Below are 13420 nucleotides of genomic sequence, written 5' to 3'. Positions count from 1 at the left end.
ATTCTTTCTGGGAAAGAAGGGGGAGGGGGGGGGGGGGGCTGTGGGGGGGGGGGGTGGGGGGGGGGTTTTTGGGTTCCCACCCAAAACCCCCCCCCACGACCACCCCGGCCGACCTCATAAAGTGCGACGCATGAAGACCGAGGTAGTCGGCTACGGCGGGACCCGCATCGGTTTGTGGGTCGAGGGCGCCGAGAACACCCGTCCGATCGTGTTCGTGCACGGCTGGGCCCAGTCCGCCAAGGCCTGGGCGCCGCAGCTGGCGGATCCCAAGCTCAGCGAGCGGTTTCGCCTGGTCGCGATGGATCTGCGCGGGCACGGCGATTCCGAGGTGCCCTCCGCCGGCTACGACGATCCGCGGGTCTGGGCCGAAGATCTCGCCTCGGTCCTCGACTTCGCCGGTGAAGACGCGATCGTCGTCGGCTGGTCCTACGGCGGGCTCGTGATCACCGACTACCTCCGCGTGCACGGCTCGTCGAGGCTCGGCGGCGTCGTCTTTGTGGGCGCCATCACAGAAATCGGCAAGAACCGGCCCGGCGGCAAGGTCGGGCCCGCCATGCGCGAGGCCATCCCGGCGGTGCTGGCGGACGATCCGGCGGTCGCGATTCCCGCGTTGGTGCAGTTCAGCGAGCGGATGACCGCCGCCCCGGTGTCCGGCACGCTCACCCAGTCCTTGCTCGGCGCGTGCCTTTCCACTCCGCCCGCGGTGCGTTCCGCGCTGTTCCGGCGCGACATCGGGAGCGAGGACGTCCTTCGCGATCTGGACAAACCGGCACTTATCGTCCATGGTCTCGCGGACGCTGTGATCGATCCGACGTCGGCGGAATACGCGGCGGGGAAGATTCAGGGGGCTGTCGTGCGTTGGCTACCTGAGGTGGGGCATCTGCCGTTCGCCGAAGCGGCGGACGAGTTCGGTGATCTACTGCGCCGGTTCGCCGATCAGTAGGACTTCGGGAGTGTTGACCAGGTGACGATCCCCCTGCACGGGTTCGACGCCGCGCCCAGGCGCGTCGCGGTGCTGTCGTTGCACACCTCTCCGCTGGAGCAGCCGGGTACCGGCGACGCCGGCGGCATGAACGTCTACGTGAGCCAGACGGCCACCGAGATGGCCCGCCGCGGCGTCGAGGTCGAGGTGTTCACGCGGGCGACGTCCTCGGATCAGCCCCCGATCGCCGAGCTGGCGCCCGGCGTGGTGGTCCGGCACATCCCGGCCGGGCCGTTCGAGCCGCTGGGACGCGACGAGCTGCCCGCGCAGCTGTGCGCGTTCACCGCCGGGGTGCTGCGGGCCGAGGCGTTCCACGAGCCGGGCTACTACGACCTCATCCATTCGCACTACTGGCTTTCCGGTCAGGCGGGCTGGCTCGCCCGCGACCGCTGGGGCGTGCCGCTGGTGCACACCGCGCACACCCTGGCCAAGGTCAAGAACGCCGCGCTCGCCGAGGGCGACACCCCGGAGCCGCGCACCCGCGTGATCGGCGAGGAGCAGGTCGTCGAGGAGGCGGACTGCCTGGTCGCGAACACCCGCGTCGAGGCCCGCGAGCTGATCGAGCTGTACGACGCCGACCCGCACGCCGTGCACGCCATCCCGCCGGGCGTCGACCTCGACCGATTCACCCCCGGTTCCCGGCCCGCCGCGCGCAGGGCCCTGGGCCTGCCGGAGGACGCGATCGTGCTGGCCTTCGCCGGCCGCATCCAGCCGTTGAAGGCGCCGGACGTCCTCCTGCTCGCCGCGGCCGAAATGCTGCGCGAGCGGCCGGAGCTGGCGTCGCGGCTGGTGGTGCTGATCGTCGGCGGGCCGTCCGGGACCGGGCTGGAGCAGCCGCAGGCCCTGCGCGAACTGGCCGTCTCCCTCGGGATCGAGGAGCAGACCCGGTTCATGCCGCCGCAGCCCGGCCAGTCGCTGGTCAACGTCTACCGCGCGGCCGACATCGTCGCGGTGCCGAGCTACAACGAGTCGTTCGGGCTGGTCGCGCTCGAGGCGCAGGCCTGCGGGACGCCGGTGATCGCGGCCGAGGTCGGCGGGCTGCCGGTCGCGGTCCCGCACGGGGTCTCCGGGCTGCTCGTGCCTTCGCACGACGCGAAGGACTGGGCCGGTGCGCTCGCGAATGTCGCGCTGCGGCCCGGCTGGCGTGCCGAACTTTCGGCCAACGCCGTCGTCCACGCGCGGCGCTTCTCCTGGCGCCGTACGACGGACCGGCTGCTGGACACGTACGCTCAGGCGACCGGCGCGTTCCGGCGTGCCCTCGAACAGCGCGCGGAGGTGGCGGTTTGACGCTCGACGAGACCTTGCGGTCCTCTTTGGACAATGCGGGCCTGGAATACGAAAGGCGTGGCGAGGGAAAGTACTTCGTCACCTTGCCCGGTACCAAGAAGTTGCAGACCAACTGCTGGCTGGTCGCCGGGGACCACGCCTTCGCCGTCGAAGCCTTCGTCTGCCGCCGTCCCGATGAGTCCCATGAGGACGTTTACCGGTTTCTGTTGCGCCGCAACGCGAAGCTGTACGGCGTGCACTACACCGTGGACGCGATGGGCGACATCTACCTGGTCGGCCGGTTCGGCCTGGACACGGTCACCGAGTCCGAGTTGGACAAGATCCTCGGGCAGGTGCTGGAAGCCGCCGACGGCGATTTCAACACGTTGCTGGAACTCGGATTCGCGGAATCGATCAAACGCGAGTGGGATTGGCGCGTTTCCCGCGGCGAATCGCTGGCGAACCTGCAGGCGTTCAAACATCTCGTCGAGCCTTCGAACGGACACGAACCCGGAGCCTTGACCGACTCGTGACCCGAACGGTGCAACGGCACCGGATCCGGCTCCGTCTCTTTCCGCGACACTGGAGGGAGACGGTCTTGATGCGCAAGCGAGTGAGATGGGTCGCCGCCGCCGGCATCGTGCTGGCACTGGCGGGCTGCTCGGCGAACGATTCCGGCGGTGAATCCGCCGCGATGCCGATGTCGGCCGACACCAAGCAGGCGGCGCCGAACCAGGGGACGCCGAACAAGGAGGCCACCGACAGCAAGGCGGGTTCGGGCAAGGCCCCGGCGCCGGCGGGGCAGCCGGGGATCGCCGATCGCAAGCTGGTGCGCACGGCGAGCCTGGAGCTCACCGCGCCGAACGTCGCCGACGTGATCTCGCAGGTGCGCGTCATCACCCAGGGCGCCGCCGGCTACACGGGGCAGGAGAGCACCCAGGAGAAGCGGGCGTCGGTCAACGTCATCGTGCCGGCCGAGCGTCTCGACGGCGTGCTGGATCAGCTGGGGAAGCTCGGGAAGCAGGTCAAACGCGAGGTCACCGCGACGGACGTGACCGAGCAGATGGTCGACGTCGATTCACGGCTGGCCACCCAGCGCGCGAGCGTCGAGCGCATCCGTGCGCTGCTCGCGAGGGCGACGTCGGTCTCGGAGATCGCGTCGGTCGAGAGTGAGCTCACCAGCCGCGAGGCCGAGCTCGAGTCGCTCCAGAAGCGGCGCGAGAGCCTGGCCGGAAGTGTCGCCATGTCGACGATCTCCCTGCAGGTGAAGGCCGAGACCGTCGCGGCGGCGGAGGAATCCCGCAGCGGGTTCCTCGGCGGGCTGGCCGACGGCTGGGACGCGTTCCTGACCTTCGGCGGCGGCCTGCTGACCGTGCTCGGCGCGATGGCGCCGTTCCTGCTGGTCTTCGGTGTCCCCGCGGCCGCGCTGGTGTGGTGGCTGCGCAAGCGGCGCCGTCCGGCGGAGCCCGCGATGGCGACCGCCTCGGATCTGCCGTCCGCGCCTCCGCTGGACTGAAGCGTGAGTTCCGGCCCCAAGCACGCATGTTCGGTCTTCAAGCACGCGTGTGCGGGACTGGGCCCCGAAGAGAACAGGCGGGACGGCTCGAGGGAGGGGGGAGTCGCGATCTCGAGCCGCCCCGCTGAAGTTCCCGCCAAGGTGGACCCGGTGACGAGGGGGATGCCAACGGGGCCGGCGGGCGCCGCGACTCGGCAGGGGGGAGACGAGTCGCGGTCGTCACCCGCGTCGAACCGGGGAGTGCGTGGAATCCGGCCGCGCGGGACGTAGTCAACCTGTCAGATCTCCACCTGTAATCACAAGACTACCGGTTACTCCGTTCGAGTGAACTTGGAAAATGGGGATAACGGAGTGCAGTCTGATTTCCGGAGATCGGGACTTGTTGGCAACCCGTCTTCTGGACGGGTGAAGGTGTTACTCGCCGGTAACGCACTCTCCGTAGAAACAAGGCGAAGCGCGGCCCTCTGACCGGCACTTCCGCTCGCTCTGGCAGGCTGAACCCCATGGCTGAGCTTGGGACTCTGGTGCTGCTGCGTCACGGGCAGAGCACGTGGAACGCCGAAAACCTGTTCACCGGCTGGGTGGACGTGCCGCTGTCCGAGCAGGGCGAGCAGGAGGCGCGCAAGGGCGGGCAGCTCCTCGCGGAGTCCGGTCTGCTGCCGGACGTCGTGCACACGTCGCTGATGCGCCGGGCGATCTCGACCGCCAACCTGGCGCTCGACGCCGCCGACCGGCACTGGATCCCGGTGAAACGCGACTGGCGCCTCAACGAGCGGCACTACGGCGCGCTGCAGGGCAAGAACAAGAAGCAGACCCTCGACGAGTTCGGCGAGGAGCAGTTCATGCTCTGGCGCCGCTCCTACGACACCCCGCCGCCCCCGATCGACCCGGCCGACGAGTTCAGCCAGGTGGGCGACGCGCGCTACGCCGACCTCGGTGACGCCGCCCCGCTGACCGAATGCCTCAAGGACGTCGTCGCGCGGCTGCTGCCGTACTGGGAGTCCGCGATCGTGCCGGATCTGCGCGCGGGCAAGACCGTGCTGGTCGCCGCGCACGGCAACTCGCTGCGGGCACTGGTGAAGCACCTCGACGGCATCTCCGACGACGCGATCGCCGGGCTCAACATCCCGACCGGCATCCCGCTGCGTTACGACCTCACCGAAGACCTCAAGCCGGTCACCACCGGCGGAACCTACCTGGACCCGGAAGCCGCCAAGGAAGCTGCGGCCGCCGTGGCGAACCAGGGCCGCTAGACCCACGCATTTCGTCCTCTGAATGCGGTAGTTCGCTCTCGAACCACCGCATTCAGAGGACGAATTGCGTCAGGGGAGCGGCCCTGGTTCGCCACGGCGGCCGCGGCCTTCCACCCCTCGGGCAGCCGCTGGAGGCGCAGGACGATCGGCAGGTACCGCTTCGTCGCCTGCCCGGCCGCGTCCGTGACGTCCGTCGTCGCGAAGAGCAGCACGCTCGCCTTGTCGTCCACGACCTCCATGACCGCGGCGGCCGGGTTCGGCGACGGCGACGCCTTCGTGCCCCCGGACCGGATCTGGTTCAGCCGCGTCGCCTTGTCCTGCCGGAACTGGGTCAGCAACGGTCCGGTGGACACCGACTCGTAGCGGGCGTACGTGCCTTCGGGGTCGGCCGGGTCCACGTTCAGCAGGGCTTCCGCGGCGCGGAGGGCGCCGTCGCGGGCGGAATCCCGCACCCTCGCGAACACCCGGTCGCCGGCGCCCGGTTTCTCCGCCGCGGGCGAGGGCGCGGACGGGTTCACCTCGACCTTCCCGATCCGCCAGCGGTCGCCTTCGCGCACGGTCGCGAGCAGCACCGACGCGATGCCCTTGCTGGTGGCGCCCGCCCTGGTGCTGCTCTGGTCGAGCACCGTCAGCACCCGCGCCTTGTCCGGCGTCTCCTCGACCGCGGCCGAGACGATCACCCTCGTCACGAGTTTGATCGGTTCCGCCGACTTCCGGACCTCGGCGAACAGTTTCGCCAGCTCCTCGCGCGCGCCCGGCGTCAGGTTGCTGTCGATCGCCTTCTCGTAGGCGGGGACGGCCGTGCTGTCGTAGGAGAACACCGCCTCGGTGGCCGTCTTCACCGCCGTGAGCACAGCGGCCGTCCGCACCGGGTCGACCAGCGCGAGGTTCGAGGGCGGGGTTTCCGGCTCGGGCCGGGCAGTGCCGGAGACCGTGGTGGTGCAGCCCGCGAGCGCGAGCAGTACCGCGAGCCCCGCCCAGCGCTTCACAAGAGGCCGAGTTCCCGCGCCCGCGCGTCGACCTGGAGCCGCGACGTCACGCCGAGCGCGACCAGCAGTTCCGAGACGCGACGCTGATAGGTGCGCACACCCATGCCGAGGCTCTTCGCGGCCTTCTCGTCCTTGCAGCCGGTGGTCAGGAACTCGAGGATCTGCGGTGCCTCCATCCGGATGTCGGCGAACCGCGCGTCGAACGTCTCCAGGGTGGTGGACGCCAGCCAGGCGGTTTCGAACAGCGACAGGATGCCCTGCACCAGCTCGGGGCGCGAGATGACGCTGTACGAGCGCACCGCCTTGCCCTCGTCGCCCGCCATGATCGCGACCCGCTCGTCGAGCAGGATCGTCTCGTTGATCTCCTCGGTGCCGATCCGGATCTGCGCGCCGAGGCCGGACAGGTGATGCAGGTGCTCCGCGGTCTGCTCGTTCAGCAGGACACCGGGGCGGTACAGCTTGCGGATCCGCTTGTCGCGCACCAGCCGCTCACCCTGCCGCGTGAGCGACGGCCGGGAAAGCGCCCAGGTGTAGAGGTCGTCGGCCGCGCACGCGATGTCGGTCGCCGCGACGAACAGATGAGCCGTCCGGTCGAACAGCTCTTCTTCTCCGCGAATCAGGGAGATGTCACTGACGAGTTCCACGGCGACAGTCTTCCAACATTCCCCGGCAGCCGTGACGGGAACGTCGCTATTCGCCGGTGAGTGGGCGGAACACGGTCCGGAGAGTCACGACGAAAGTCGGAATCCGGGCAAGAGTCGTCACCGATGTCCCCGTTTCGGGTGACCCGTCTCACCCGGGAGGTCTCGGCCACGTGAACGAGGCCTGACCTGCAGGCGAACAGGGCGTCCCCAGGTGTCATAGGCATCACGAGTACGCGGCCGGGACTAGGCCAAAAGCCTACCCACGCGCTTACGATTCCCCTGTGACCACGCCTGTTGCACTCGCCATGGCCGTCGGCGGACTTATCGTCGGTGTGGTTTTCGGCTTCCTGATCGCGAGGGGTCGCACCCGCCGCGAGGAGCGGCGACCGACCGGCCCCACCGTGGCCGAACTGCTCGAACGCCTCGTGCGGTCCAGCAACAACGGCGTCGTCGTGCTCAACAAGTTCGGCGACATGGTCCTGCACAACCCGCGTGCCTACGAGCTCGGGCTGGTGAAGGTCAACCAGGCCGATCCGCGGGCCCGCAAGGCCGCCGAGCAGGTGGTCGAGACCGACGAACCGATGGAGATCGACCTCTCCCCGCTGGAGGCGAGGGGGCGTCAGCCCGAGGCCGTCCTCGGCGAGGTTCGCCCGCTCGGCGACGGGTTCACCGTGGTCGAGGCCGTCGACCACTCCGAGGCGATCCGCCTGGAAGCCGTCCGGCGGGACTTCGTCGCGAACGTCAGCCACGAGCTGAAGACGCCGGTCGGCGCGATCGCGCTGCTCACCGAGGCCGTCCTCGACGCCGCGGAAGACACCGAGGAGGTCCGCCGCTTCGGCGGCAAGATCCTCCGCGAATCGACGCGGCTCGGCCAGCTCGTCACCGAACTGATCGCGCTCTCGCGGCTCCAGGGCGCCGAGCGGCTGCCCGACCTGAACGTCGTCGAGGTCGACGCCGTGGTCCGCGAGGCGCTCGGCAGGACGACGCTTTCGGCGGAATCCGCCGAGATCACCATCACCACCGACGCGGCCAGCGGGCTCCTCATCGAGGGCGACCGGACGCTGATGGTCACCGCGCTGTCGAACCTGCTGGAGAACGCCGTCGCGTACTCGCAGCCGGGCAGCCCGGTGTCGATCAGCAGGCGGCTGGTCGACGGGAAGGTCGAGATCGCGGTGACCGACCGCGGCATCGGTATCGCGGAGGACGAGCAGCAGCGCGTCTTCGAGCGGTTCTACCGCGCGGACAAGGCTCGGTCGCGGGCGACCGGCGGCACCGGGCTGGGGCTGGCGATCGTCAAGCACGTGGCCGCCAACCACGGCGGTTCGGTCGGCCTGTGGAGCCGTCCCGGCACCGGGTCGACCTTCACGCTGCGGATCCCCGCGCACATCCCCGCCGAACCGGCCGCGCCCGCGAAACAGGCTCCGCCGGCGTCCCGGCCGGAGAAGACCCCCGAGCGGACACCCCGTCTCGTGGCAACAGGGCAAGAAAGCCCCGACCATGGAGGAAACCTGTGACGAGGGTTCTCATCGTCGAGGACGAAGAGTCGTTCGCCGACCCGCTCGCGTTCTTGCTCCGCAAAGAGGGCTTCACCGCCGCCGTCGCCGTGACGGGGCAGCAGGCACTCGAGGAGTTCGACCGCAACGGCGCCGACATCGTCCTGCTCGATCTCATGCTCCCCGGGATGAGCGGCACCGACGTCTGCAAGCAGCTCAGGCAGCGTTCCGCCGTACCGGTGATCATGGTGACCGCGCGCGACAGCGAGATCGACAAGGTCGTCGGCCTGGAACTCGGCGCCGACGACTACGTCACCAAGCCGTACTCGGCCCGTGAGCTCATCGCGCGGGTGCGAGCGGTGCTGCGCCGCGGTGGCGAGCCGGGCTCCGAAGGCGATCTGGCGCCTCTGGTGCTGGCGGCCGGGCCGGTGCGGATGGACGTCGAGCGGCACGTGGTGACCGTCGACGGCCAGGAGGTCTCCTTGCCGCTGAAGGAGTTCGACCTGCTCGAGTACCTGCTGCGCAACGTGGGCCGCGTGCTCACCCGCGGGCAGCTGATCGACCGGGTGTGGGGTGCGGACTACGTCGGCGACACCAAGACGCTCGACGTCCACGTGAAGCGCCTGCGCTCGAAGATCGAGCCGGACCCGGGATCGCCCCGGCACCTGGTCACGGTGCGTGGCCTGGGCTACAAGTTCGAGACGTGACAGGTCCGGTACCCGCCCCTGCGATACAGATCACGGTTACGGTTTCGTGACCTGATGTGGGGGCGGGTACCGTAGACGCTCGTGCGCCTAGGGGTACTCGACGTCGGTTCCAACACCGTCCACCTGCTCGTGGTCGACGCCCACCGTGGCGCCCACCCGACCCCGATGCATTCCGAAAAGGCCGTCCTCCGGCTCGCCGAGCAGATCACCCGCAACGGCGACCTGAGCCGCGCGGGCGCGGACAGCCTCGTGCGTGCGGTCGAATCGGCGAAAGCGGCCGCGGCGCGGCTCGGCTGCGAAGAGGTCATGGCGTTCGCCACCTCCGCGGTCCGCGAAGCCAAGAACGCCCCGAAGGTCCTGGCGAAGGTCCAGGAGCAGACCGGCGTCGAACTACAGGTGCTTTCCGGGATCGACGAATCCCGGCTCACCTTCCTCGCCGTCCGCCGCTGGTTCGGCTGGTCGGCGGGAAAGCTGCTGGTGCTCGACATCGGCGGCGGCTCTCTGGAGGTCGCGATGGGCCGCGACGAGGAGCCGGATCTGGCCGAATCGCTGCCGTTGGGCGCGGGCCGGACCACCCGGACGCGGTTCCAGCACGACCCGCCCACCCGGTCGGAGCTCATCGCGACTTCGGTGTGGCTGGAAGAACAACTCGCCCCGCTCGCGAAGAAGGTCGCCAAATTGGGTGAACCCGATCGGGTCGTGGCGACGTCGAAGACGTTCCGGTCGCTCGCCCGGCTGACCGGAGCGGCGCCGTCGGCCGGCGGGCCGCATGTGCGCCGTACCCTGACCGACACCGCGTTGCGCCAGCTCATCGCGTTCATCTCCCGGATGACCGCCCATGACCTGGCACAACTCGAGGGGGTCAGCGCGAGCAGGTCGCATCAGCTGGTGGCGGGCGCGCTCGTCGCACAAGCCACCATGCGGGCGCTTTCCCTGGAAGAACTGGAGATCTGTCCGTGGGCGCTGCGAGAAGGTGTCATCCTTCGACGGCTGGACCATTCGAACGGTGCGGACGAGACTGTGGGCGGCAGCGCCCGACTGGACTTAGTCGACGGAGAACGGGCACGGTGAAGTGGTGACGGAAATGCGGATGACGGTGGACAGCGCGCGCGACGCCGCCGATGCCCCGTCGCGTGCCGGTTCGCAACGGCTTGAGCGCGCATTGGACTGCACGGTATGACGGACGAGACAGAGAGCGGCCAGCCACAGAAGACCGTGGCGGAGCTGCTCGCGCAGCACGGAGCCCAGCCCGAGGGCGGGCGCCGCAGGCGACGCCGCGCGGCCGACGACGACGAGGCTCCCGAGCCCACTCGCGGGCGGCGCGCGCCGTCCCCGAGCGATACGGCGCCGCAGGCGATCATCGACAGGGTGTCCGGCGACACCCCGCCGCCTGCCAACCGTCCGCCACGCCGCTCGCGCCCGCAAGATTCCGGCGCGCGTCCGCTTCCGCAGCCGCAGCAGGACTCCGCGCCGCTGCCGGTGCCGCCGGACGTCGCGTCCACCCCGACCCGGCAGACGCCGCCGGTGCGCCCGCCGCAGGAGCAGAGCGGTTATCAGCAGCGTCCGCCGCAGCAGTCGGGTCAATTCCCGCGGCCGGCTCCGCCGCAGGAGCAGAGCGGTTATCAGCAGCGTCCCCCGCAGCAGTCCGGTCAGTTCGTCCGGCCGGCTCCGCCGCAGGAGCAGTCCGGTTACCAGCAGCGCCCGCCGGACTCCGAGGGCCTGCCCCCGCGTGGCCGTCCGCGTCCGGAGGAGACCCGTGGCGCGATGCCGCCGGTCCGCCGTCGCCCGGAGCCGCCCGCCGGACCCCCGTCCTCGGGGCTGTCGGCGAGGCTCGACGGCGGCCTCGACGCCCCGGCCGAAGACGTGCAGGACCAGCCGGGCCCGATGGCCAGCGGCGCGTTCGCGACGCCGCCCGCCCAGCCGGCGCGGCGCCGCCGTCCCGCGGCGCGCCCGCCCCAGCCGAAGGCCGAGCCGAGCACCGAACAGTTCGCCGCGGTCGGTGACGAACCAGCGGCCGAGCCCGAGGTCCCCGCGCCCGTCGAGCCTCCGGCGCCGCCCGCCGGCCTCGCCGGATGGCGCAAGCGCAGGCAGAAGGTGCAGTCCGAGGACACCGAAATCGGTGGGATCCCGCCGGTGCCGCCCCCGGTCGCGCCCGTCGAACCGGACGCCGACCCCGAGCCGGACCCGTTCGACGCCGGTCCGCCCACCATGGGGCATCCGGCGCCGATGCCCTTCGTGCCGCCGCATTCGCTCGACGACCGCGACCGGCAGGACAACCTCGACGAGTACGAGCGCGAGTTCGCCGACCCGGCGTACCCGGACGGTGGCCCGGACTTCGGCCGCGACGACTACGGCTACCGCGCCGACGACTACGAGGACGACTACGACGACAGCGTCGACGACGTCGTCGAGGAGGACGAGCCCGCGGCGCCCGCCGAGAAGGTCTCGCCGGGGAAGCAGTGGCTGGCGCTGGCCGGCCAGCTCGCCCTCGGCGTCGTCGGCGGCGCCGGTGTCTGGCTGGGCTTCAACTGGCTGTGGGTGAACATCCCCGCCGCCGCGCTGGTCGCCGCGCTGCTGGTGATCGTCGCGCTGGTGTGGATCGTCCGGAAGATCCGCAAGGCGGAGGATCTCCAGACCCTGGTGCTCGCGGTACTGGTCGGACTGGTGGTGACGGTCTCACCGGCCGCACTCCTGCTGGTCGCGCGTTAGCGGACTCGGGAAGGATGCCGGAATGGTTCAGCAGATTCCGGTAGGTCTCTCGACGGCGTCCGTCTGGCCGTTGCGGGCGGGCACGGCGTTCGAGCTGGCCGCCGACCTCGGTTACGACGGTGTCGAGGTGATGGTCTGGGCGGACCCGGTCAGCCAGGACATCTCCGCGCTGCGCCGCTGGTCGCGCCGTACGGGTGTGCCGGTGCTGTCGATCCACTCGCCTTCGCTGCTGATCACCCAGCGCGTGTGGTCGCCGGATCCCGAGGTGCGCCTGCGGATGTCCGTGGACGCGGCGCAGGAGCTCGGCGCGCGCACGGTCGTGGTGCATCCGCCGTTCCGGTGGCAGCGCCGCTACGGCGACGCGTTCGGTGACCTCGTCGACGAGCTCGAAGAAGCCAGCGGGATCGAGATCGCGGTCGAGAACATGTTCAAGGTCCGGCCGCCCGGCGGCTCGCGGACGTCGCGCGTGTCGGCCTTCCGGCCGTCGATCGACCCTACGGACGTAGGGTTTCGCCACTACACGCTCGACCTGTCCCATACAGCGGCAGCCGGGATGGACGCCCTCGCGCTCGCCGAACGGATGGGTTCCGGGCTCGCGCACGTCCATCTGGCGGACGGCACGGGCCTGCCGAAGGACGAGCACCTGGTGCCCGGACGCGGGATCGAGCCCTGCGCCGAACTGCTCGAAAAGCTCGTGAACAGCGATTTCTCCGGGCAGGTCGTGCTGGAGATCAACACCCGGCGGTCGCCGAGCGCGGCGCGGCGGTCGCGGGACCTCGCGGAGTCACTCCTGTTCGCGAGGCTTCACCTCGGCCAGTGACAAAGATCGTCTCCGGGTGCGGAGATTCATTCCTCCCTGCGCTCGAGGCGCTGGTACACGTAAAGTTCCGACCGTGAAGCAGCTGCGCTTGTTGATCTCCCGCACCCCGATGGATCGGCTCGTGGCCTGGGTCAGTGCTCGGTGAGCGCGGCTGACGAAACGAGCACCTCCTTCGACGCGGCGTGCGCGACGAGATCACTGGGTGACGGCACTTTCACGGCGGTCCTCCGGACCGAATGGTCGATCGGTGGACACCCCCACGGCGGCTTCCTGATGGCCTTGATGGCCAGGGCCGCCCTCACCTTCCTCCACGAACGCGGCGAGCCGCCGTCCGAGCCGCTCGCGATCAGCGCGGAGTTCCTGCACCCGCCGGCGGTGGGGCCGGTGTTGCTGCGCATGGACGTCCGGAAGGTCGGAAGGCGCGCCTCGGTCGTCGCGGTCACGCTGGAGCAGCGGGGCCGCAGTTGCGTCGAGGCCAGGGTGACCACCGGGCGGCTGCCGATGCGGCGTCCGGAGTGGACCGACGTCCCCGCCATGCCCGCGGAGCCGCCGCCCGGCGCGGTCCCCATGACCGGTGAGACCTCCGAAGGCCGGTTCAACCTCGCGAAGGGCTGCGAGGTCCGGCTCGACCCCGCGAGCGTCGGCTACCTGCACGGCCGGATCGGCGACCCGCCGAGGATCCGGCTGTGGGTCCGGCCGAGGCACGGGCTCGCGGATCCGTTCTTCGCCCTGCTCGCGAGCGACGTGAACCCGCCGGTGGTCTACAACCTCGGCCGGGTCGGCTGGGCGCCGGCCGTGCAGCTGACCGCGTTGCTGCGCACGCGGCCGGCGCCGGGCTGGCTGCGGGTGCTCGTCCAGAGCCAGTCGGTGCACGAGGCCTGGTTCGACTCGGACGCGCTCGTGGTCGACGCGCAGGGCAGGCTCGTCTGCCAGGCGCGGCAGCTGGCGCTTGCCCCGGCGCCCGGTGGCTGACGGCCGTTTGGCACGCTGAAAGACATGAGCGAGCTTGCGAGCGAATCATCGACGCAGTGCCCGCTCATG

13 protein-coding genes are annotated in these 13420 nt (G+C 70.4%); 11 read left to right on the top strand and 2 right to left on the bottom strand.

What is annotated here, in order from left to right; all coding sequences use genetic code 11:
• The first annotated feature begins 130 nt into the window (after window positions 1-130).
• The 5 genes from AC069I_RS03655 (at window position 131) to AC069I_RS03635 (ending at window position 5017) form a co-directional block, all read left to right on the top strand.
• Complete coding sequence (locus AC069I_RS03655) at window positions 131-943, top strand: alpha/beta fold hydrolase (protein WP_478264780.1); 813 nt, start codon at window positions 131-133, stop codon at window positions 941-943.
• Between the two features lie 21 nt (window positions 944-964).
• Complete coding sequence (gene mshA / locus AC069I_RS03650) at window positions 965-2269, top strand: D-inositol-3-phosphate glycosyltransferase (protein WP_340686842.1); 1305 nt, start codon at window positions 965-967, stop codon at window positions 2267-2269.
• Window positions 2266-2781 carry a type III secretion system chaperone family protein gene (locus tag AC069I_RS03645; protein WP_034310547.1) on the top strand — a complete coding sequence of 172 codons (516 nt, stop codon included), beginning with the start codon at window positions 2266-2268 and terminating at the stop codon, window positions 2779-2781. The genes mshA and AC069I_RS03645 overlap by 4 nt, the downstream gene beginning before the upstream one ends.
• 68 nt (window positions 2782-2849) lie before the next feature.
• Complete coding sequence (locus tag AC069I_RS03640) at window positions 2850-3764, top strand: DUF4349 domain-containing protein (protein WP_478229485.1); 915 nt, start codon at window positions 2850-2852, stop codon at window positions 3762-3764.
• Window positions 3765-4267: 503 nt separating this feature from the next.
• Window positions 4268-5017, top strand: a complete 750-nt coding sequence (locus AC069I_RS03635) for a phosphoglyceromutase (RefSeq protein ID WP_400948377.1) — start codon at window positions 4268-4270, stop codon at window positions 5015-5017.
• On the opposite strand, the gene AC069I_RS03630 is transcribed toward AC069I_RS03635, so the two are convergent.
• Both AC069I_RS03630 and AC069I_RS03625 read right to left on the bottom strand, forming a co-directional pair.
• On the bottom strand, window positions 5014-6006 hold the full coding sequence (locus AC069I_RS03630) for a hypothetical protein (protein WP_478264779.1): 993 nt from the start codon (window positions 6004-6006) through the stop codon (window positions 5014-5016). The two genes, AC069I_RS03635 and AC069I_RS03630, sit on opposite strands and share 4 nt — an antisense overlap.
• Window positions 6003-6650 carry a hypothetical protein gene (locus tag AC069I_RS03625; protein ID WP_034310555.1) on the bottom strand — a complete coding sequence of 216 codons (648 nt, stop codon included), beginning with the start codon at window positions 6648-6650 and terminating at the stop codon, window positions 6003-6005. Before AC069I_RS03625 ends, AC069I_RS03630 begins: the two co-directional genes overlap by 4 nt.
• A 281-nt stretch (window positions 6651-6931) precedes the next feature.
• On the opposite strand from AC069I_RS03625, the gene AC069I_RS03620 reads away from it, so the two are divergent.
• The 6 genes from AC069I_RS03620 to AC069I_RS03595 all read left to right on the top strand — a co-directional run bounded on the left by AC069I_RS03620 (window position 6932) and on the right by AC069I_RS03595 (window position 13351).
• On the top strand, window positions 6932-8164 hold the full coding sequence (locus tag AC069I_RS03620) for a sensor histidine kinase (protein ID WP_478229487.1): 1233 nt from the start codon (window positions 6932-6934) through the stop codon (window positions 8162-8164).
• Window positions 8161-8850 carry a response regulator transcription factor gene (locus tag AC069I_RS03615; protein WP_034310560.1) on the top strand — a complete coding sequence of 230 codons (690 nt, stop codon included), beginning with the start codon at window positions 8161-8163 and terminating at the stop codon, window positions 8848-8850. The genes AC069I_RS03620 and AC069I_RS03615 overlap by 4 nt, the downstream gene beginning before the upstream one ends.
• A gap of 81 nt (window positions 8851-8931) precedes the next feature.
• The gene (locus AC069I_RS03610) at window positions 8932-9921 is read left to right on the top strand and encodes a Ppx/GppA family phosphatase (protein ID WP_478229488.1); all 990 of its coding nucleotides are present in this window, start codon (window positions 8932-8934) and stop codon (window positions 9919-9921) included.
• 105 nt (window positions 9922-10026) lie between these two features.
• Window positions 10027-11559: a hypothetical protein gene (locus AC069I_RS03605; RefSeq protein WP_478264778.1), complete on the top strand. Its 1533-nt coding sequence runs from the start codon at window positions 10027-10029 to the stop codon at window positions 11557-11559.
• Window positions 11560-11581: 22 nt separating this feature from the next.
• Window positions 11582-12379 carry a sugar phosphate isomerase/epimerase family protein gene (locus AC069I_RS03600; RefSeq protein WP_126733212.1) on the top strand — a complete coding sequence of 266 codons (798 nt, stop codon included), beginning with the start codon at window positions 11582-11584 and terminating at the stop codon, window positions 12377-12379.
• 141 nt (window positions 12380-12520) lie between these two features.
• Window positions 12521-13351 carry a thioesterase family protein gene (locus tag AC069I_RS03595; RefSeq protein ID WP_478229490.1) on the top strand — a complete coding sequence of 277 codons (831 nt, stop codon included), beginning with the start codon at window positions 12521-12523 and terminating at the stop codon, window positions 13349-13351.
• Window positions 13352-13420: the final 69 nt, after the last annotated feature.

This window comes from Amycolatopsis sp. NPDC043885, from assembly GCF_056435685.1.
Note: the sequence above shows the minus strand (reverse complement) of the source record. Positions and strands in the feature narration are given on the sequence as shown.

What these genes read in the sequence shown, in the direction of transcription:
- AC069I_RS03655 (WP_478264780.1), top strand. Translation starts at nt 131, where the DNA reads ATGAAGACCGAGGTAGTCGGCTACGGCGGGACCCGCATCGGTTTGTGG.
- AC069I_RS03640 (WP_478229485.1), top strand. Translation starts at nt 2,850, where the DNA reads ATGCGCAAGCGAGTGAGATGGGTCGCCGCCGCCGGCATCGTGCTGGCA.
- AC069I_RS03635 (WP_400948377.1), top strand. Translation starts at nt 4,268, where the DNA reads ATGGCTGAGCTTGGGACTCTGGTGCTGCTGCGTCACGGGCAGAGCACG.
- AC069I_RS03605 (WP_478264778.1), top strand. Translation starts at nt 10,027, where the DNA reads ATGACGGACGAGACAGAGAGCGGCCAGCCACAGAAGACCGTGGCGGAG.
- AC069I_RS03600 (WP_126733212.1), top strand. Translation starts at nt 11,582, where the DNA reads ATGGTTCAGCAGATTCCGGTAGGTCTCTCGACGGCGTCCGTCTGGCCG.